We start from the raw sequence: 18,449 nt of genomic DNA, 5'->3' as shown, positions 1-18,449 counted from the left end.
TTTGGGCGTCGATAACTGTGTCGATGACCCTAGTTCGCGTTTGCGAACGCCTAGACTGTCGGTGGATCGATTCGATGCTGAAAGCTCTCATCAGGACCGGAAAACCCGCTGACCGGGGTCAGGTTCTGGAGGCGCTGCGCGCCAACATCATGGTCGCCGACGCCAAGCTCAATATCACCTACATGAACCCCGCCGTGCGGGCGCTCTTGCAGGAGAACGAGGCGAACATTCGCGCCGAATTGCCAAACTTCAGCGTCGCCAAGCTGATCGGCGCCAACATCGACGTGTTTCACAAGAACCCTGCCCACCAGCGCAACATGCTGGCGACCCTGACCAAGCCCCATGACGCGACGATCCGCGTGGGCAGCCTGGCGTTCGACCTCCTGGTCACGCCGTTGCGCGAAGGCGGCAAGACCACGGGCTTCGTGGTCGAATGGGCGAACGCCAAGGAGCGTTTGCTGAATGTGGACTATACGGCCCAGATCGCCGCGATCAGCCGCTCGCAAGCGATGATCGAATTCACGGTGGACGGCACGATCGTCAACGCCAACGAAAACTTCCTCAAAACGATGGGCTACACCCTGGCCGAGGTGGTCGGTCGCAAACACAGCATGTTCACCGAGGCGGCCTATCGCGAAAGCCAGGAGTACGCGGACTTCTGGGCGCGTCTGGTCCGCGGCGAATATCAGGCCGCTGAATTTACCCGCATGGCCAAGGGCGGCGGGGTTGTGACCATCCAGGGGTCCTACAACCCGATCATCGACGACAAGGGCAAGGTGGTGAAGATCGTCAAGTTCGCCACCGACGTCACCAAGCGTGTCGAGGCGGTCAACGAAATCGGCGAAGCCTTGACAGCTTTGGCGCAGGGCGACCTGGAACAGCGGATCGACCGGGCCTTTATCCCCGAACTGGACAAGCTGCGTCTCGACTTCAACCGCGCCCTGGACACGCTTCAGGGAACGATGAAGCAGGTGGGGCGCACCGCCGAGACTATTCGCGCCGGCACCGACGAGATCCGGAGTTCATCGGATGATCTCTCCAAGCGCACCGAGCAGCAGGCCGCGAGCCTGGAGGAAACGGCCGCGGCGCTCGATGAGATCACGGCGACCGTCAAGCGCGCCGCTGAGAACGCCAAGCAAGCCTCGTCCGCCGCGTCCGGCACCCGAACGGACGTCGCACAGTCCGGCGCGGTGATGCGCGAGGCGATCTCGGCCATGGGTGAGATCGAGCAGAGCTCAAGCCAGATCACCAATATCATCGGCGTGATTGACGAGATCGCCTTCCAGACCAACCTCCTGGCCCTGAACGCCGGCGTCGAGGCGGCCAGGGCTGGCGAAGCCGGTCGCGGCTTCGCGGTCGTCGCCCAGGAAGTGCGGGCTTTGGCCCAACGCAGCGCCGAAGCCGCCAAGGAGATCAAGACCCTGATCGCCAGCAGCACCGCCCAGGTCGGACGCGGCGTCAAACTGGTCGGCGACACCGGTCAGGCCCTGACCATGATCGTCGACAAGGTCGCCCAGATCGACAGCTTGATCTCCGAGATCGCGACCTCATCCCAGGAGCAGGCGACGGGCCTCAATGAGGTCAATGCCGCGGTCAACCAGATGGACCAGGTCACCCAACAGAATGCCGCCATGGTCGAGGAAGCCACCGCTGCGGCCCATTCCTTGCGCGAAGAAACACGGACGCTGGCCGAGCTGATCAACAAGTTCCAGTTCGGGGCGGTTGAGGCCGCATCCTCACCCCGACGCGCTTCGCAGCCCTCCCCCACGCCCGTTCATGCCGCGCAACAAAAGATCAAAGCCTTTGCCGGAGGCCGCCCCGGCGGCGCCGCCAATGCCGCCGTGAAGACCGAAAACTGGGAAGAGTTCTGATGGCTGAGCTTGCCGCCCCTGGTCAGTTGGAGCTGATTTCCTTTGAGATCGGCGGCCAGGAATTCTGTATCGACATCAGCGTCGTGCGGGAAATCCGTGGCTGGACCCCTGCCACGGCCATGCCTCAGACGCCTGAGTACATCCGGGGCGTCATCAATCTGCGCGGCGCGGTGATGCCGGTCCTCGACCTGCGCAACCGTCTGGGTTTGGGCCACACCGAACCGTCTTCACGCCACGTCATCGTGGTGGTGCAGTTTGAGGAGCGAATGGTCGGTCTGCTTGTCGACGCCGTGCAGGAGACCTTCATGGTCGACGCCGGACTTCTGCAGCCCCCGCCGGCCATGGATACGACCGGCGAGCTCTTCGTTGACGCCATCATTCCGCTGGAAGGGCGCTTGCTCAGCCGCCTCGTCGTGAGCGCCCTGATGCCAGGCGGCGCGGCGCTCGCCGCCTGAAACGACCGGTCCAGTCCATCCACGGCCTCAAATGGATGGATAGTGGACATTGCGGCTACGGCAGCGTCGGAAAACGGCCTGATGCTCAATGTTGACGAAGCCATATTCTGATCATGGCAGAGCCAATGAATGTTCGCTACGGGGGCGTAGGTCCCTCCTCGGCGTCCTGCCGACAAGCGACCTTCAAATCTCTACCGCCAGCCATTGTCGGTTTCGGACTACACATGCCCTTGTGGCGGAAATGACGGATTGAATTTAGGCCGGGACCTTGCCCGACGCTTCTTTCAGCACGCTCAGATACCCCGGCGCCGTCAGCATGTCCTCTGTCAGCCCCTTCTGCGCCAGCAGCCTGTGCGCCCGCGGCAGGTTCCAGCACGGGGTGTGCATGAACAGGTGATGCTCGGCGTGGAAATTGACGTGGTAGGGCGCGATCAGGGCGCGCTCGATCCAGTTGGCCTGCGTGGTGCGGGCGTGGCGGAACGGGTCGGGCTCGTCCTTGGCGACCAGGGCGTGCTCGGCGATGTTGCGCAGGCGGGTGACCAGCGGGAACCAGGTCGCCATCGGCACGATCCAGAGGGCGAACCAGGCCCACCACAGGCCCACCATCGACAGGGCGACCAGCAGGCCGAGATTCCACAACAGGAACGGCGCCTGGCGGGCGATCTCGCCGGTGAAGATCGCGCCCTTGGGCTGGCCGACGGCCTTGGAGCCTTTCAGCTTGGCCAGCAGGGACCCGAAGCGCTGCTTGAAGAAGGTCTGGCCGGTCAGGTCGCGGATCATCTTGCGACGCAGGGAGGCGCGGGTGGTCGGGAAGGGCGCCGAGAGAATCAGGTCCGGGTCCTGGGCCTGTTGGGCGTATTTGTGATGGCTCAGATGATAGGGGCGATAGCTGGCCAGCGACGCGCCCACCGGGGCCGCGCACAGCCACTCGCCCAGCCAATCATTGATCTTCAGATCGGGGTGCAGGCCGCCATGGGCCGCCTCGTGCATCAGGATCGCCAGACCCAGCTGCCGCGCGCCGATCAGCATCACGGCCAGGACATAGGTCAGCGGGTTGGGGAACAGCACGAACAGGGCGCCGGCCGCCAGGATCACCGCCCAGGCGTGGGCGACCATCCAGATTCCGCGCCAGGACGAGCGCGCTGAAATCCTGGCCCATTCGTCGGGCGTAAAAAGATCCAGGGGTTTGACGCGCGATGCGACGGCCATGGACCAATCATCGCACATTCAGCTTAGGGCTGACAGGATGACCCTACGTCACAATCCCTGGAGACCTCTATGCGCCCCCTGATCCCCGTTCTGGCCCTCGGCCTGGCCTGCATCGCCGGTTCGGCCGGCGCCGCCAGCTTCGACTGCGCCAAGGCCCGCGCGCCCGACGAAAAGGCGATCTGCGCCGATCGCGCCCTCAACGACAAGGATGTGCGGATGGACGTGCTGTACGGCATCAACCGCCACACCCTGGCCATGGGCGGCCGCGGCGCGCTGATCGACCAGCAACGCGACTGGCTGCGCGACCGCAAGACCTGCGGGCGCAACAAGGCCTGTCTGAACCGCGCCTATGACCAGCGGCTGGCGGACCTCGAGAAGAGCATGGAGCGGATCTATACGCGGGGGCCGTTCTGATCTGACTCCCTCAATATCCGTTTTCCCCGCGAAGGCGGGGAAGACGGTGAGGGGGGAGACCCTAAAATCGCGTCTCCGGCTTCCACAGCCCCGCCACCAGGGCCAGGAACAGCACCAGCCCGGCGACGGTGTTGGACTTGAACAGCTTCAGCGCGCCCATGCCGTCGTCGATCCGTACGGCGGCGGCCTGGCGCGACAGGTGGACGGCGAACAGCGCCGCCAGCGGCAGGAACAGGGCGCCGAGATCGCCGACCCAGGCCGCCGCGACCGCCAGCACGAAAGACGCCGCATAGAAGCCGGCGACGCCGATCTGCACCCTGTCGCCCAGGCGGCGGGTGGAGGACTTGATCCCGGCCAGGGCGTCGTCCTCGAGGTCCTGGATGGCGTAGATGGTGTCATAGCCCAGGGTCCAGAAAATCCCCGAGGCGTAGAGCAGGGCGGCGCTCCAGCTCAGCTGATGGGTGGCGGCGGCGTAGCCCAGCAGGACGCCCCAGTTGAAGGTCAGGCCCAGCCAGGCCTGCGGCCACCAGGTGATGCGCTTCATGAACGGATAGGCCGCCACCAGACCCAGCGACAGCACCCCCAGCCCGATCGCCAGCCAGCCCAGGCAGACCAGGATCAGGAAGCTCACCGCGCAGCAGCCGATCACGAAGGCCCAGGCCTGTTTCACCGTGATCAGCCCGGCCGGGATCGGCCGCATCGCCGTACGGCTGACCTGGGCGTCGAAGTCGCGGTCGACGATGTCGTTGAAGGCGCAGCCGGCCGCCCGCATCAGGGCCGCGCCGACGAAGATGGCGATCAGCAGGAACGGGTTGGGCCACTGGCCCTTTTCGGCTCCGGCCAGGGCGACGCCCTGCCAGCCGGGCAACATCAGCAGCCAGATCCCGGTCGGCCGATCAAAGCGCCCCAGCTTCAGCCAGGGGCGCAGGGCGGGGGGCGCATGACGGTCGACCCAGTTGGTCGCGGCGGCGTCGGGCAGGATGGCGGGGATCGGGGCGGTCATGGGCCAAGGCTTAGCGCGCGCCGGCGATCAGGGAAACAGGCGGGAATTCGACAAGGCGAGGCGGGTTCGTTCACGACCGGCCGGGTGTGACCGCGCAGCATGGAGGCGATGTCACCATAGATTGAGCCGATGCTGACGAGAAGAACGATCAATTGGATCTATTGTCGCGGCGGGCGCAAGGTGACGTCACACCAGCGACGGAGCCAAGAGACATGACCCGCAACACCCTGACCACGACGGGCGGCGCCCCGATCGCCGACAACCAGAACTCGATCAGCGCCGGTCCGCGCGGACCCCTGCTGATGCAGGATCACCAGCTGCTGGAAAAGCTGGCCCACCAGAACCGTGAGCGCATTCCCGAACGGGTGGTCCACGCCAAGGGCTCGGGCGCCTATGGCACGCTGACGGTGACCCAGGACGTCACGAAATACACCAAGGCCGCCTTCCTGTCCGAAGTGGGCAAGACCACCGAGATCCTGATGCGGTTCTCCACCGTGGCCGGCGAGCGCGGCGCCGCCGACGCCGAGCGCGACGTGCGCGGCTTCTCGATCAAGGCCTACACCGAGGAAGGCAACTGGGACATGGTGGGCAACAACACCCCCGTGTTCTTCGTCCGCGACCCGCTGAAGTTCCCCGACTTCATCCGCACCCAGAAGCGTCACCCGGTGACCAATCTGAGGTCCAACACGGCGATGTGGGACTACTGGTCGCTGAGCCCCGAAAGCCTGCACCAGGTGACGACCCTGTTCTCCGACCGGGGTCTGCCGCAGGGCTTCCGGTTCATGCACGGCTTCGGCAGCCACACCTATTCGTTCATCAACGACGCCAATGAACGCGTGTGGGTGAAGTTCCACTTCAAGTCGATGCAGGGCATCAAGACCTGGACCAATGCCGAGGGCAATGCGGTCATCGCCAATGACCGCGAGAGCGCCCAGCGCGACCTGTTCGAGGCCATCGAAGGCGGCGACTTCCCGCGCTGGAAGTTCTGCATCCAGGTGATGAGTGAGGCCCAGGCCGAAACCTTCCGCTGGAACCCCTTCGACCTGACCAAGGTCTGGCCGCATGCGGAGTATCCGCTGATCGAGGTCGGGATCGTCGAGCTGAACCGCAACGCCGACAACTATTTCGCCGAGATCGAGCAGTCGTCGTTCAGCCCGTCCAATATCGTGCCCGGTATCGGCTTCTCGCCGGACAAGGTGCTGCAGGCGCGGATCTTCGCCTATGCCGACGCGCACCGCTATCGCGTGGGGACCCACTACGAGTCCTTGCCGGTCAATCGTCCGCGCTGCCCGGTTCACACCCAGCACGCCGACGGCGCGATGCGCTTCGACAGCCCGCCGCGCACCGAAGCCTGGTACGAGCCCAACAGCTTTGGCGGTCCGGTCGAGGACAAGCGCTTCGCTGAACCGGCCCTGCCGCTGTCGGGCGACGCCGATCGGTTCAGCCATCGCGACATCAGCGACGACTACACCCAGCCGGGCGACCTGTTCCGGCTGATGAAGCCCGATCAGCAGCGCCAGCTGTTCGACAATATCGCCGCGGCCATGCACGGCGTGCCGGTCGAGATCCAGACGCGTCAGTTGGTCCATTTCCATCGCGCCGATCCGGCCTATGCCGCCGGCGTCGCCCAACGCCTGGGGATCGTCTTCGACGCCCCTGTCGCCACCGCCGCCGAATAGTCCGCCCGACTGTTCGGCGGCGCGGGAAGGACGGCGCCCCCCAGCCCGTCGTCCTTCCCGACCTTTTTGAGCCGGAGTTTCCGATGTCTGACCATCTCCCCGCCGATCCCGTCTCCCTCGCCTTCCGGGCGCTGGGCTGGATGCTGCTGATCCTCGGCGCGGCCCTCGGCGTCGTGGCGCCGCATCTGGTCACCACCGCGCTGTGGACGGCGGCGGCTCGCGTCTTCGCGCGCGGCGGGGATAGTCGGATGGTCCTGCGTTTGATGTCGGCCACGAAGTTTGGCCCGCGCATCCGCCGCCGGCTGAACCACCCGGCCCCCCGCCGCGTCGGCGGGGTTTGCGCGGCCTGATCTATCCCCTTCCCGCCGTCATCTCAGGGGGGGGCACGAGCCTCTCGTCCGTGGGTGTCTGAAGGCAGAAAAACGGGCGCAATTGACGCGAAATCGCCCGACAGTACGCGTACTGTCGGGCGCGACGCGCCGGCGGCGCAAACCTGTGGATCAGGCGGCGGGCCGAAGGAAGGCCAGGCGTTCGTCCGTTCTGGCGGGCGCGATCTCGGCGATTTCAGCCGTCACGACGCCTGCCGCGACGAAGGGATCGCTCTGGACCCTCGACTCGATTTCAGCCCGCGTCGCGCCATGGGCGACGACCACGCCGCCTGCGGCAGGCTGAAGGCTTCCGACCAGCAGAAACACGCCGTCTTCGAAGCCCTTCCGGATCCAGGCGTTGTGGTCATCCATCAAGGACGGCGCGCGGCTCTTGTCGGCGAAGCGCAGGGTGATCACGAACATTGGCGTTCCTAAAAGCGAGGGGGGGGGGCGTTCAAGAGGACTTGGGCGTCTGAGCGCCAAGCCAGGCCTTCAGGTCGGCCACCTCACGGCGAATGAAGGCCTCGTCTTTGAAAGCCGTGGCCAGCATGGCGACGCCTTGGCTGCGCATAAGGGCGTGCAGAGCGAGCGCGTCCGCCGCGTCGGCTCGGCCGAGCGCGACAAACTGAAGTTTCAGCCAATCACGGAAGAGCGTGAAGAGACCTGTGCTCGCCATCGCCGCTGGGTGGTCGAGCTTTGAAAGCTCGGCGCAAAGCGTTCCCACGGGGCAACCGTGGCCCATGATCTTGGTCCGGTTGACAATCAGGATCTCAAGGAAGCTTCGAATGCGATCGGCGGGGCGAGGGCTTGCGCGTTCCCAGGCGGCGAGCATGGCCGACGTGGTGACCAGGCGGAGCGCGATCACCGCGTCGAGGATCTCGTCCTTGGTTCGGAAATGATAATAGAAGTTGCCCCTCGACAGACCGGTGGCCGATGCGATGTCGCCGAACGAGGTGGCCTCAAAGCCGCGCTCATAGAACAAGCGATCCGCCGCTTCGACAATTTGCGCTCTCGTATCAGCCGCTGACACCTTGATCTCCTAGCTTGATCACGTTTTAGGACAAATGACCTAGGGAGTCTAGGTCGTTTGTCCTAGCGCTGCCTTGGCAGATCGACGCCGTCTTGCCCGATATGAGCGTGCGCCTTCCTGCGGGAACCCCTGGTTCAGGTTTCAACTGAAGCGCCGTGGCGGGCTAGCCCGCCCATCTTCCGCACCTGCGGCGGATAAAGCGGTTCCCGCCACAAGGGCGGGAATGACGGCGCTATATTTGGGCGATAGGTTTCAGCGATGACGGCTCCACTCCTTCCTGATCGCCAACCTCGCCGCCGTCGCCGCCGCCCCCTGACCCGCGCCGAGCGCTGGGCGCTGGACGGTCTGGGCGGCGCCCTGGTGGCTACCGGCGCGGTGGGGGTTGTAGTGCCGGGCCTGCCGACGACGGTGTTCTGGATCGGGGCGGTGGTCTGTTTCCTCAAGACCCGGCCTCACGCCGTTCGGCCCCTGTTGCGCACGCCGGTGGTAGGCCCCGCGATCCGGGGTTTTCTGCGCTGGCGGCCGTTTGGCGGCGGCAAAACGCGCTAACGGGTCGCCTCCACGCGGCAAAACCCCTATCTAGCGCCCATCATGAGCGACTTTATCGACGACGAGGATGAAACCGGCGGCCGCAAGCGGGCGCTGTCCAACGGGCAGGTGCTGGGCTTCATCGCGCGGTTCTGGAAGCGGCGGCCGGTGCTGTTCTCGCTGGGCGTCGGCCTGACCCTGGTGGCGATCGGCTTCGACCTGGCCCTGCCCTACGCCTCGGGCCGTCTGGTCGACGCGGTGGTCGACAAGCCGCGCGGCGATCCGGCCGCCTGGTCGGCGCTGGGCCTGTTCGTCGGCGTCTATCTGGCCTTCGCGGTGGTGCGCAACATCTCGCACCGGTTCTGGATCCCGCTGGCCGCCCGCAACATGGAAGAGATGACCAACGAGGGCTTCGCCAAGGTGCAGGCCTTCTCGTCGGACTGGCACGCCGACAGCTTCGCCGGGGCCACGGTGCGCAAGCTGACCCGGGCCATGTGGGGCTATGACAGCGTCACCGACGCGGCGACCATCTGGCTGGGGCCGGGGATCGTGGTGCTGGTGGGCCTGTCGGTGATGATGCTGCTGCGCCAGCCCCTGGCCGGCGTCGTCTCGCTGGTGGTGGTGGTCGCCTATCTGGGCGCCAATCTGGTGGTCACCGAGCGCTATGTGCGGCCCAGCAACCTGCGCTCCAACGCGCTGGACTCCAGGATCGGCGGGGCCCTGGCCGACGCCGTGACCTCCAACCCCACCGTCAAGAGCTTCGGGGCCGAGGCGCGCGAGACGGCCCGGATCGCCGAGGTCACCGCCCAGTGGCGCGACGCGGTGATGGTCACCTGGAGCCGGTTCACCGATGTGTGGCTGGGCCAGAACCTGTTGCTGGTGCTGCTGCAGGCCGGCCTGACGGGGTCGATGGTCTGGGGCTGGTCGCAGGGCACGGCCACGCCCGGCGACGTGGCTTTCGCCATCACAGCCTTCATGCTGATGAGCGGCTATCTGCGCAATCTGGGTGAGAACATCCGCATGCTGCAGAAGGGCCTGGACGACACCGAGGACGTCGCCGCCTGGGATCGTCTGGCCCCGCAGATCGCCGACGCGCCTGGCGCGCCGACCTTCAAGGCCGGCCCCGGGGCCATCGCCTTCGAGGACGTGACCTTCCGCTACAAGGCGGCCGGGTCGCCGCTCTATGACCGGTTCTCGCTGCGCATCGCGCCCGGCGAGCGGGTGGCGCTGGTGGGGGCGACCGGCTCGGGCAAGTCGACCTTCGTCAAGCTGATCCAGCGCCTGCACGACCTGCAGGGCGGCCGCATCGTCATCGACGGCCAGGACGTCTCGGCGGTGACGCAAGGCTCGCTGCGCCGCGCCATCGCGGTGGTGCCGCAGGATCCGGCCCTGTTCCACCGCACGCTTCTGGAGAACATCGCCTACGGCAAGCCCGACGCCACCCGCGAGGAGATCGAGGCGGCGGCGATGAAGGCCCACGCCCACGACTTCATCCTCAAGCTGCCCAAGGGCTATGACACCCTGGTCGGCGAGCGCGGCGTCAAGCTGTCGGGCGGCGAGCGCCAGCGCGTGGCCATCGCCCGCGCCTTCCTGACCGACGCCCCGATCCTGGTGCTGGACGAGGCGACCTCGTCGCTGGACGTCGAGACCGAGGCCGAGGTCCAGATCGCCGCCGAGGCCCTGATGGCCGGCCGCACCACCATCGTCATCGCCCACCGACTGTCGACCGTGCGCGGCGCCGACCGGATCCTGGTGTTCCAGAAAGGCCGGGTGGTCGAGGAAGGCCGCCATGCCGAGCTGAAGGCGAAAGGCGGGGTCTATGCGCGGCTGAATGCGGTCAGCGAGGGGGTGGGGTAGGCTACTGGCCCCCTACGGATCGCTTCGCGATCGTCTTCCCCCGGAGGGGGAAGATGAGGTCGGCGCGTTTCATCTTCCCCCTCCGGGGGAGGAGCGCCGCAGGCGCGGAGGGGGCAAGTGCCGCGGTCCCCAGGATCAGCACCCCGGCCCGACAGGGGTCAGAGCCAGGCGCTGGTCTCCCACCAGAAGATCCCGCCGCTGAACCGGCTCGGACATGCCAACCGGGCCGGTCTTGAGCGCGGCTTCGAGCCCGGCCGACTGGCACCCCTGCGTGGCTTCGGCCACCTTGCGCCAGCGGCCATCGACCCATTTCATGACGTCGAACATCCCGCCGCTGGTCAAAAGCACCTCGGCGACGCCGTCGCCATCGGTATCGAGGATCAGGGCCGAACAGGCCATGCCGGAGAAGACGCAGGTCGAGCTGGGCTGGGTATGGCTCCAGTCCTGGGCGCGGAAGCTGGCGGGCAGGGTCGCGCCGACGGGATAGATCTTCATCTGGTCGAAGTCCGGCCCCTTGGCGGCGGCGATCGTCTCGGCGGCCAGCTGGGCGGCCTCGCGCGCCTTGGCGGCCACGCCCGGCTGCTGGCTGGTCCTCAGCCGCTCCAGCGCCGCCTTGCCATAGCGCCCGCTGCTGAACCGCAGGAACTGGAAGTCGAAGGCCTCGGCCTTCACCGCGCCCCGCTCCAGCCGCGCCACCTGATCCTGCACCGACAGCCGCGCCGGGTCGGCGATCGGGGTGAACAGGGCCAGGATCAGGGCGAGGGCCACGAAGGCCTGAGCCACATTGGTCTTCTCCAGCCCCTTCATCCAGGCGCCCGGCCGCACGGCGGCGAGCGTGTAGCCCACGGCGTAGCCGGCCGCGATCAGCACGAAGGCGGCGGCGAACACCCGTTCGGGCGTCAGGCCGTACTGACCGATGCGCAGGGCCAGGCCATAGGCGGCCAGCAGGCTGATCGGGATCAGCAGCAGGCTGGCCAGCCGCGCGGCCCAGGCCAGAACCACTTGCGGCGGCTCGTCGCCGTCCTGATAGGCGGCGTTGATCAGCACGATCAGATGGGCGGCGGCGGTCAGCAGCAGGGCGGTGGCGGCGCGGGTCTTCCACAGGGGCTCCAGCCCGGTGAACGGCAGGCTGGCCAGGAAGCCGGCCGCGATCAGGGTCATCAGCGGCAGCAGCCAGGCCAGCAGGGTCAGGGCCACGGTGCGCACGCCCCGCACCAGGCTGGAGCGCCCGTCGGTCAGCTGCACGGCGGCGGCGAACATCAGCGTGGTGGCCGGAATGGCGAAGGCCGACTTGCCGATCAGGGTGGCGAAGGCCTCGATGCCGATCAGCTTGAACAGGGCTGAGCCCAGGAACAGCAGGATCCAGAACGCCCCGGTGAAGCCCGCCGCCAGCACCAGCTGCACCCCGTGCATCCAGGTGATGTCGAAATAGTCGCGATAGGGCGCGATCCATGTCCCTTCGGCCTCGGCGGGCTGGATCAGGTGATGGGCGATGAACAGGCCGACGGCCACGGCCAGGAACACCGGCGCGTCGGGCATGCCGTCGTGGCCAAGGCCGCGCCACGCGCCGTAGAGGGCCAGACCGGCGGCCAGAGCGGCGGCGACCAGGCTCCAGACGATCAGGCTGGTCCGCTTCAGGGCGCCCAGCCCGGCCAGGATCACGAACGGCGCGAACAGGGTGGCCATCACCAAGGGCGCGAAGACCAGCGGCTGGGTCGCGGGCCAGGCCTTGGCGTCTTCAGCGTGGCTGAGGCCGTACAGGATCAGACCCTGGACCAGCCCGACGCCGAGCCGGATCAGCATGGCGGTGCGGGGGCTGGCGTTCGCCGCGTCGTTCATCGCTGGATCTTCCGCAACCTTGAGGCGGAGACAGGATCACGCCCAAGCGACGTTGTGAAGCCGGGTCTCGCCCTTTCGGGGCGACGCGCGGCTTGACGCCACGGCGGCGACCGGGAAGCTTCTGCAGGGAAAGATCGGGGCCGGTTGTCGGATCTTGCGGTCGCGGGGCGTCCTCGATCAGACCTCGGGAGGACCCGCCGTGAAGCCCGCCGCCGCCTCGATCGACGCCTATCTGGCTGACCTCCCGCCCGACCAGCGCGCCGCGCTGGAGCGTCTGCGCCGCCAGATCCTGGCCGCCGCGCCGGGCGCGGAGGACTGTATCAGCTATGGCCTGCCCAGCTTCCGGCTCAACGGCCTGCTGGTGCATTTCGGGGCCGCCAAGCGCCACTGCGCCTTCTATCCGCACAATGTCATCGCGCCCTTCGCCGACCGGCTGAAGGCCTATGACACCAGCAAGGGCACGATCCGCTTTCAGCCGGACAATCCGCTGCCCGAGGCGCTGGTTCGCGAGATCGTCGAGTATCGTGTGGCCCAGAACCTCGAGATCGCCGCCGAACGCGCGGCGCGGAAGCGGCGGCGCTAGACGATCCCTCTCTCTTTGAGAGAGGGAGGGGCCCGCCGCGAAGCGGTGGGAGGGTGAGAGGTTACAATCTCTCCGAACCGGACGCAGACGGCCTTTGAGCCTTTTTGCGGACCCTGGTCCGAGGCGCTAGCCTAGAGACATGTGGTTGCCAGTCTGGATAAATCGAAGCGACTTCTGGCGTGCGTTCGTCGCGACATGCGTGCTGATGACGGTAGGGACCTTCACCGTAGCAGACCGCCTGCCAACATGGGCTTGGCCATGGCTTCTGATTCCGGTGTTCTGGGGTCTGGTAGGTCTTTTCCGAATCCTGCGACGTCGCGCCGCGAACAATGCTGCGGCTCCGGAAGACGCCTCCAATAATTGAACTCGGCGGGGGACGGCCACCCACTCCTTTCTGCAGCTCAACATAAATCGGGTTTCCCGGACACGGTGAAACCTCTCACCCTCCCACCGCCTGCGGCGGCGGGCCCCTCCCTCTCTCTATGAGAGAGGGATTCTAGGACCTACCGCGCCAGCCGGCCGTCGGTCAGGGCGCCGACGTCGAACGGGAAGATCACCTCGGGATCGGGCTTGGCGATGCCCTTCAGCAGCTTCTTGTCGCCGGCCGCGTGCAGCAGCCAGCGGATGACATTGAGGCGGGCCGCCTTCTTGTGGTCGGCGCGCACGCAGATCCACGGCGCGGCGTCGGTGTGGGTGCGGGTCAGCATCTCGTCGCGGGCCAGGCTGTACTCGTCCCATTTGTCCTGGGCCACCTTGTCGAGCGGACTGATCTTGAAGGCCTTCAGCGGATTGCTGGTCCGGGCGTCAAGACGCTCGGCCTGGGTTTCGCGGCTGATGTCGAGCCAGAACTTGGCGTAGCGCACGCCGCTGTCGACCAGCATCTTCTCGAAGGCCGGCACGTCGTTGAGAAACTGCTCCTGCTCGTCGGGACTGGAGAAGCCCATCACCTTTTCCACCCCGGCCCGGTTGTACCAGGAGCGGTTGAACAGCACCGCCTCGCCACAGGCCGGCAGCCATTCCACATAGCGCTGGAAATACCACTCGCTGCGTTCGCGGTCCGAGGGCTTGGGCAGGGCCACCACGATAGTCTCGCGACGACTCAGATGTTCGGTGATCCGGGCGATCGTCCCGTCCTTGCCGGCGGCGTCGCGGCCCTCGAACACGGTCAGGATCTTCCAGCCCTCCTTGAGGGCCTTTTTCTGCATGGCGATCAGGGCCAGCTGCAACTGGACCAGCTCGGTGTCGTAATCGTCTGACTTGCTCATGCGGCCAGCCTACCCTTGGAAAGCACAGTTGCGCTAGAAGAGCGCCATGATCCGTCTTTTCGTTCCCCAGGACCTGGCCGCCGGCTACGGCGTCGTCCTCACCCTCGAGCAATCGCGCTATCTGACCGCGGTGATGCGTCAGGCCATCGGCGCCCAGGTGCTGCTGTTCAACGGCCGCGACGGCGAGTGGACCGCCACCCTGACCGAGACCGGCAAGCGCGGGTCGCTGCTGAAGGTCGATGACCTGGCCCGACCGATGGCCCTGGGCCCCGACCTTGATCTGGTCATCGCCCTGGTCAAGCGCGGCCGGGTCGAGACCATCGTCGAAAAGGCCGCCGAGCTTGGCGTGCGCCGGGTGCGGCTAGCAGTGACCCGACGAACGAACGTCGATTTCGTCAAGCTGGGTCGCCTGGACGCCATCGCCATGGAGGCCGCCGAGCAGACCGGCCGGATGGACGTGCCGTCGGTGGAGGATCCCGAAAAGCTCGGCGACATCCTCGATGGCTGGGACCCGGCCCGAAAACTGGTATTTTGCGATGAGGCCGGCGATGCCCGGCCGGCGATCGAGGCCCTGGCCGGCAGCCACGGCCCGGCCGCGATCCTGATCGGCCCCGAGGGCGGCTTCGCCCCCGAAGAACGCGAGCGTTTGCGGTCCTTGCCCTTTGTCATTCCGGTGTCGTTGGGACCGCGCATCCTGCGCGCCGACACCGCCGCCATCGCCGCCTTGACCCTGTGGCAGGCGGCGGCGGGCGACTGGCGGGAAACCTAAAGCGTGGGGACCCTCTTGAGGTTCGCAAAGAAAACGCCCAATTGCGCTGACGACAGCTCGCGGCCGGTCGGGGGGAATTGGGCCTCTCCCTACTCAATGCGTTTGTGACCTTGGGGAGAGACGGCTCATGGCCGACACCGCTAGCCTGCAGGAGCGTCCGCTGACGCTCGACGACCTGACCGCCTATTTCGCCTCGGGGTCCAAGCCCAGGGATCAGTTCCGCGTCGGCGCCGAGCACGAGAAGTTCGGCTTCTATCTGAACAGCCACGCGCCCGTGCCCTATGAGGGCGACAACGGCGTCCATGCCCTTCTGGTCGGCCTGCAGCGCTTTGGCTGGAAGCCGGTGATGGAAGGCCCGACGATCATCGGGCTGGAGCGCAACGGCGCCAATGTCAGCCTGGAGCCCGGCGGCCAGTTCGAACTCAGCGGCGCGCCGCTGCTGACCATGCACGACATCTGCGCCGAGACCGGCCAGCATCTGGACGAGGTCAAGACCGTCGCCGACGAACTGGGCCTGGGCTTCATGGGCCTGGGCTTCTCGCCGATCTGGACGCGCGAGCAGGTGCCGGTGATGCCCAAGGGGCGCTATGTCATCATGCGCAACTACATGCCCAAGGTCGGCGGTCTGGGCCTGGACATGATGCTGCGCACCTGCACGGTGCAGGCCAATCTCGACTTCTCCAGCGAAGCCGACATGGTCGCCAAGTTCCGCATGAGCCTGGCCCTGCAGCCGATCGCCACGGCGCTGTTCGCCAATTCTCCGTTTACGGAAGGCAAGCCCAACGGCTTCCTCTCCAGCCGCGCCAATGTCTGGACCGACACCGACGCCGACCGCACCGGCCTGCTGGACTTCGTGTTCGAGGACGGTTTCGATTTCGAGCGCTACGCCCGCTACGCCCTGGACGTGCCGATGTATTTCGCCAAGCGCGGCGATCGTTATATCGACCTGGCCGGCCGCAGTTTCCGCGATTTCATCGACGGCAAGATCCCTGAACTGCCGGGCGAGTACGCCTCGCTCAAGGACTGGGCCGACCACACCACCACCCTGTTTCCCGAAGTGCGGCTGAAGACCTATCTGGAAATGCGCGGCGCCGACGCCGGCCCGTGGAGCAGCCTGTGCGCCCTGCCGGCCCTGTGGACCGGCGTCTTCTACGATGACGCCGCCCTGGCCGCCGCCTGGGACCTCTGCAAGGACTGGACCCCCGAAGACCGCGCCAAGCTGCGCCGCGACGTGCCCAAGGAAGGCCTCAAGGCCATTGTCGGCGGTCGCTACGTCCAGGACGTGGCCAAGGACTTCGTGGCCATCGCCAAGGCGGGCCTGAAGGGCCGCGCCCACATCAATGGCGGCTTCCTGGACGAGACCATCTATCTGGGCGAACTGGAAGAGATCGCCGCCACCGGCCGCACGCGCGCCGACCGGCTGCTGGAGCTCTATCACGGCGACTGGAAGGGCGATGTCAGCCGGGTGTTCACCGACTGCGCCTACTGAGCGGCCGCACTTGCCCCCTCCGCGCTGACGCGCTCCTCCCCCGGAGGGGGAAGATGAGTCCGCGCTTTTCATCTTCCCCCTCCGGGGGAAGACGATCGCGGAGCGATCCGTAGGGGGCAAGTCGCTTCCCCACATCCCCGACTCCGGCTAAGAACGGACCATGAACTTTGCAGATCCGTTCCTGATCCTCGCCGCCGTGTTCGCGGCCATCGCCGTCGCCGCCGTCCTGTGGGCCCTGGCCGCCGGCAAGCGCGCCACCGCCGCCGACGCCAAGGCCTGGCAGCTCAACGAGCGTCTCGCCCAGGCCGACGAGCGGGCGCGCCTGCTGGAAGACCAGGCCGCGACCCAGGGCGAGCTGATCCGCGCCCAGGCCGCCCAGCAGGCCAACATGACCGCCAACACCGTGGCCGAGGCGCTGATCAAGCGCACCGAAGAAAACTTCAAGAGCCGCGAACTGCTCTCGCAGCAGCGGCTGGAGGCCCAGCTCAAGCCCGTGGCCGAGACCCTGGCCAAGTTCGAGGCCCAGGTCACCGCCGTCGAAAAGGCCCGCGCCGAGGAAACCGGCGGGCTGAAGGCCCAGATCGCCGCCCTGATGGAGGCCTCCACCGCCACCCAGTTCGAGGCCCGCAAGCTGTCGGCCGCCCTGCGGCGCGGGGCTGGCGTTCAGGGGCGCTGGGGCGAGCAGACCCTGCGCAACGTCCTTGAGGCCGCCGGCCTCAACAAGCGCTTCGATTTCGAGGAGCAGTTCAGCGTCGACACCGACGAGGGTCGCCGCCGGCCCGACGTCAAGGTGCGCATGCCCGGCGGGGCGGTGTTCGTCATCGACGCCAAGTGCTCGCTGAACGCCTTCCTGGAAGCCCAGGAAATGACCGAGGAGCTGCCGCGCGAAGCCGCCCTGCTGCGTCACGCCCAGAGCGTGCGGGCCCACATGACCAGCCTGTCGGCGAAATCATACTGGGACCAGTTCGCGTCGGAGGGGTCGCCCGATTTCGTGGCGATGTTCGTGCCTGGCGACAGTTTCCTGGCCGCCGCCCTGGAGCGCCTGCCCGACCTGATGACCGAGGCGATGGACAAGCGGGTGCTGCTGGTCACCCCCACCACCCTGTTCGCCCTGTGCAAGGCCGTCGCCTACGGCTGGCGGGTCGAGGATCAGGCCAAGAACGCCGCCGCCATCGTCGCGGTGGGACGCGAGCTCTACAAGCGGGTGGCGGTGATGGGGGCCCATGCCGGCGCCGTCGGCAAGGCGCTGGAAAGCGCCGTGGGCAAGTACAACCAGTTCGTCGGCTCGCTGGAGAGCCAGGTCCTGACCCAGGCGCGCCGCTTTGAAGATCTGTCGGTCGACCACGAAGGCAAGGAAATCGCCGAGCTGGTCCCGGTGGAATCGGGCGTTCGGTCGCTGACCAAGCTGGCCCCCCAAGCCGGGATGGAACAATCCCCCACCTTGACGCTCGGGAATGAGAACCTTACCTGACACCTATCATGTCTATCCGTCGCATCCTCACCGTCGATAACGCCGCCGATCTGGCCGTGTTGAAGAAGATCTCCACCCCCGTCGAGGCGGTGACCGACGACCTGCGCCATCTGATGGATGACATGCTGGAGACCATGTACGACGCCCCCGGCATCGGTCTGGCCGCCGTGCAGGTGGGCGAGCCGATCCGCGTCATCGTCATGGACCTGGCCCGCGACGGCGAGGAGCCCACGCCGCAATATTTCGTCAATCCCGAGATCCTGTCGAGCTCGGAAGAGCTGCAAGGCTACGAAGAGGGCTGCCTGTCGGTCCCCGACTATTATGACGAGGTCGAGCGCCCCTCGAAGGTGACGCTGCGCTATCAGAACTATCAGGGCGAGACCGTGGTCGAGGAGGCCGAGGGCCTCTACGCCGTCTGCATCCAGCACGAGATGGACCACCTGGAAGGCGTCCTCTTCATCGACCATCTGTCGCGCCTGCGCCGCGACCGCGCCATCCTGAAGGTCAAGAAGGCGCGGCGGGCGGCCTGACACCATCCGCTCATAGCCGCGAAGGCTGGGACACGCGCTTAATCTATCGAAATCCTGCCTTCCCAGGCCTCGTGCCTGGGACCCAAGGG

The 18,449-nt window shown here is 66.8% G+C and carries 18 protein-coding genes; 12 read left to right on the top strand and 6 right to left on the bottom strand.

Going from position 1 to position 18,449, the window contains the following annotated elements:
• The first annotated feature begins 74 nt into the window (after positions 1-74).
• Both ACW18B_RS01570 and ACW18B_RS01565 read left to right on the top strand, forming a co-directional pair.
• Positions 75-1,871 carry a methyl-accepting chemotaxis protein gene (locus tag ACW18B_RS01570; protein ID WP_492049099.1) on the top strand — a complete coding sequence of 599 codons (1,797 nt, stop codon included), beginning with the start codon at positions 75-77 and terminating at the stop codon, positions 1,869-1,871.
• The gene (locus tag ACW18B_RS01565) at positions 1,871-2,326 is read left to right on the top strand and encodes a chemotaxis protein CheW (RefSeq protein WP_492049098.1); all 456 of its coding nucleotides are present in this window, start codon (positions 1,871-1,873) and stop codon (positions 2,324-2,326) included. Before ACW18B_RS01570 ends, ACW18B_RS01565 begins: the two co-directional genes overlap by 1 nt.
• A gap of 255 nt (positions 2,327-2,581) precedes the next feature.
• On the opposite strand, the gene ACW18B_RS01560 is transcribed toward ACW18B_RS01565, so the two are convergent.
• On the bottom strand, positions 2,582-3,535 hold the full coding sequence (locus ACW18B_RS01560) for a fatty acid desaturase family protein (RefSeq protein ID WP_492049097.1): 954 nt from the start codon (positions 3,533-3,535) through the stop codon (positions 2,582-2,584).
• A gap of 69 nt (positions 3,536-3,604) precedes the next feature.
• Here ACW18B_RS01560 and ACW18B_RS01555 point away from each other — a divergent pair, with 69 nt between their 5' ends.
• A complete protein-coding gene (locus ACW18B_RS01555; RefSeq protein WP_492049096.1) occupies positions 3,605-3,949 on the top strand; it encodes a lysozyme inhibitor LprI family protein in 345 nt (114 codons plus the stop codon).
• A gap of 61 nt (positions 3,950-4,010) precedes the next feature.
• On the opposite strand, the gene ubiA is transcribed toward ACW18B_RS01555, so the two are convergent.
• Positions 4,011-4,952, bottom strand: a complete 942-nt coding sequence (gene ubiA, locus ACW18B_RS01550) for a 4-hydroxybenzoate octaprenyltransferase (RefSeq protein ID WP_492049095.1) — start codon at positions 4,950-4,952, stop codon at positions 4,011-4,013.
• A 212-nt stretch (positions 4,953-5,164) separates the two neighbouring features.
• On the opposite strand from ubiA, the gene ACW18B_RS01545 reads away from it, so the two are divergent.
• Both ACW18B_RS01545 and ACW18B_RS01540 read left to right on the top strand, forming a co-directional pair.
• Positions 5,165-6,631, top strand: coding sequence for a catalase (locus tag ACW18B_RS01545; protein ID WP_492049094.1), 1,467 nt, complete (start codon positions 5,165-5,167; stop codon positions 6,629-6,631).
• 83 nt (positions 6,632-6,714) lie between these two features.
• Positions 6,715-6,981, top strand: coding sequence for a YbaN family protein (locus ACW18B_RS01540; RefSeq protein ID WP_492049093.1), 267 nt, complete (start codon positions 6,715-6,717; stop codon positions 6,979-6,981).
• A 150-nt stretch (positions 6,982-7,131) separates the two neighbouring features.
• Here the strand turns inward: ACW18B_RS01540 and ACW18B_RS01535 are convergent, their stop codons facing one another.
• Positions 7,132-7,422: a YciI family protein gene (locus ACW18B_RS01535; RefSeq protein ID WP_492049092.1), complete on the bottom strand. Its 291-nt coding sequence runs from the start codon at positions 7,420-7,422 to the stop codon at positions 7,132-7,134.
• Positions 7,423-7,453: 31 nt separating this feature from the next.
• Positions 7,454-8,029: a TetR/AcrR family transcriptional regulator gene (locus ACW18B_RS01530; RefSeq protein ID WP_492049091.1), complete on the bottom strand. Its 576-nt coding sequence runs from the start codon at positions 8,027-8,029 to the stop codon at positions 7,454-7,456.
• A 258-nt stretch (positions 8,030-8,287) separates the two neighbouring features.
• Between ACW18B_RS01530 and ACW18B_RS01525 the strand changes: the two genes are divergently transcribed.
• Positions 8,288-8,578 carry a DUF454 family protein gene (locus tag ACW18B_RS01525; RefSeq protein ID WP_492049090.1) on the top strand — a complete coding sequence of 97 codons (291 nt, stop codon included), beginning with the start codon at positions 8,288-8,290 and terminating at the stop codon, positions 8,576-8,578.
• Positions 8,579-8,620: 42 nt separating this feature from the next.
• Positions 8,621-10,414 carry an ABC transporter ATP-binding protein gene (locus ACW18B_RS01520; protein ID WP_492049089.1) on the top strand — a complete coding sequence of 598 codons (1,794 nt, stop codon included), beginning with the start codon at positions 8,621-8,623 and terminating at the stop codon, positions 10,412-10,414.
• Positions 10,415-10,549: 135 nt separating this feature from the next.
• On the opposite strand, the gene ACW18B_RS01515 is transcribed toward ACW18B_RS01520, so the two are convergent.
• On the bottom strand, positions 10,550-12,253 hold the full coding sequence (locus tag ACW18B_RS01515) for a DUF4153 domain-containing protein (RefSeq protein WP_492049088.1): 1,704 nt from the start codon (positions 12,251-12,253) through the stop codon (positions 10,550-10,552).
• Positions 12,254-12,452: 199 nt separating this feature from the next.
• Between ACW18B_RS01515 and ACW18B_RS01510 the strand changes: the two genes are divergently transcribed.
• A complete protein-coding gene (locus tag ACW18B_RS01510) occupies positions 12,453-12,836 on the top strand; it encodes an iron chaperone (protein ID WP_492049087.1) in 384 nt (127 codons plus the stop codon).
• A 503-nt stretch (positions 12,837-13,339) separates the two neighbouring features.
• Here ACW18B_RS01510 and ppk2 read toward each other — a convergent pair.
• Positions 13,340-14,101, bottom strand: coding sequence for a polyphosphate kinase 2 (gene ppk2, locus ACW18B_RS01505; RefSeq protein WP_492049086.1), 762 nt, complete (start codon positions 14,099-14,101; stop codon positions 13,340-13,342).
• Positions 14,102-14,147: 46 nt separating this feature from the next.
• On the opposite strand from ppk2, the gene ACW18B_RS01500 reads away from it, so the two are divergent.
• From ACW18B_RS01500 to def, 4 genes are all read left to right on the top strand, one after another.
• The gene (locus ACW18B_RS01500; RefSeq protein ID WP_492049085.1) at positions 14,148-14,870 is read left to right on the top strand and encodes a 16S rRNA (uracil(1498)-N(3))-methyltransferase; all 723 of its coding nucleotides are present in this window, start codon (positions 14,148-14,150) and stop codon (positions 14,868-14,870) included.
• 127 nt (positions 14,871-14,997) lie between these two features.
• Positions 14,998-16,359 (top strand): glutamate--cysteine ligase, encoded by a 1,362-nt coding sequence (locus ACW18B_RS01495; protein ID WP_492049084.1) that lies wholly within the window; start codon positions 14,998-15,000, stop codon positions 16,357-16,359.
• Positions 16,360-16,519: 160 nt separating this feature from the next.
• On the top strand, positions 16,520-17,830 hold the full coding sequence (locus ACW18B_RS01490) for a DNA recombination protein RmuC (protein ID WP_492049083.1): 1,311 nt from the start codon (positions 16,520-16,522) through the stop codon (positions 17,828-17,830).
• Positions 17,831-17,838: 8 nt separating this feature from the next.
• The gene (gene def, locus ACW18B_RS01485; RefSeq protein ID WP_492049082.1) at positions 17,839-18,360 is read left to right on the top strand and encodes a peptide deformylase; all 522 of its coding nucleotides are present in this window, start codon (positions 17,839-17,841) and stop codon (positions 18,358-18,360) included.
• Positions 18,361-18,449: the final 89 nt, after the last annotated feature.

This window comes from Caulobacter sp. FV2ps19 (assembly GCF_058681035.1).
This window is presented reverse-complemented; position numbering and strand designations above follow the sequence as displayed.

What these genes read in the sequence shown, in the direction of transcription:
- ACW18B_RS01515 (WP_492049088.1), bottom strand. Translation starts at nt 12,253, where the DNA reads ATGAACGACGCGGCGAACGCCAGCCCCCGCACCGCCATGCTGATCCGG.
- ACW18B_RS01555 (WP_492049096.1), top strand. Translation starts at nt 3,605, where the DNA reads ATGCGCCCCCTGATCCCCGTTCTGGCCCTCGGCCTGGCCTGCATCGCC.
- ACW18B_RS01495 (WP_492049084.1), top strand. Translation starts at nt 14,998, where the DNA reads ATGGCCGACACCGCTAGCCTGCAGGAGCGTCCGCTGACGCTCGACGAC.
- ubiA (WP_492049095.1), bottom strand. Translation starts at nt 4,952, where the DNA reads ATGACCGCCCCGATCCCCGCCATCCTGCCCGACGCCGCCGCGACCAAC.
- ACW18B_RS01570 (WP_492049099.1), top strand. Translation starts at nt 75, where the DNA reads ATGCTGAAAGCTCTCATCAGGACCGGAAAACCCGCTGACCGGGGTCAG.
- ACW18B_RS01490 (WP_492049083.1), top strand. Translation starts at nt 16,520, where the DNA reads ATGAACTTTGCAGATCCGTTCCTGATCCTCGCCGCCGTGTTCGCGGCC.
- ACW18B_RS01540 (WP_492049093.1), top strand. Translation starts at nt 6,715, where the DNA reads ATGTCTGACCATCTCCCCGCCGATCCCGTCTCCCTCGCCTTCCGGGCG.
- ACW18B_RS01535 (WP_492049092.1), bottom strand. Translation starts at nt 7,422, where the DNA reads ATGTTCGTGATCACCCTGCGCTTCGCCGACAAGAGCCGCGCGCCGTCC.
- ACW18B_RS01560 (WP_492049097.1), bottom strand. Translation starts at nt 3,535, where the DNA reads ATGGCCGTCGCATCGCGCGTCAAACCCCTGGATCTTTTTACGCCCGAC.
- ACW18B_RS01525 (WP_492049090.1), top strand. Translation starts at nt 8,288, where the DNA reads ATGACGGCTCCACTCCTTCCTGATCGCCAACCTCGCCGCCGTCGCCGC.
- ACW18B_RS01500 (WP_492049085.1), top strand. Translation starts at nt 14,148, where the DNA reads ATGATCCGTCTTTTCGTTCCCCAGGACCTGGCCGCCGGCTACGGCGTC.
- ppk2 (WP_492049086.1), bottom strand. Translation starts at nt 14,101, where the DNA reads ATGAGCAAGTCAGACGATTACGACACCGAGCTGGTCCAGTTGCAGCTG.
- def (WP_492049082.1), top strand. Translation starts at nt 17,839, where the DNA reads ATGTCTATCCGTCGCATCCTCACCGTCGATAACGCCGCCGATCTGGCC.
- ACW18B_RS01520 (WP_492049089.1), top strand. Translation starts at nt 8,621, where the DNA reads ATGAGCGACTTTATCGACGACGAGGATGAAACCGGCGGCCGCAAGCGG.
- ACW18B_RS01565 (WP_492049098.1), top strand. Translation starts at nt 1,871, where the DNA reads ATGGCTGAGCTTGCCGCCCCTGGTCAGTTGGAGCTGATTTCCTTTGAG.
- ACW18B_RS01545 (WP_492049094.1), top strand. Translation starts at nt 5,165, where the DNA reads ATGACCCGCAACACCCTGACCACGACGGGCGGCGCCCCGATCGCCGAC.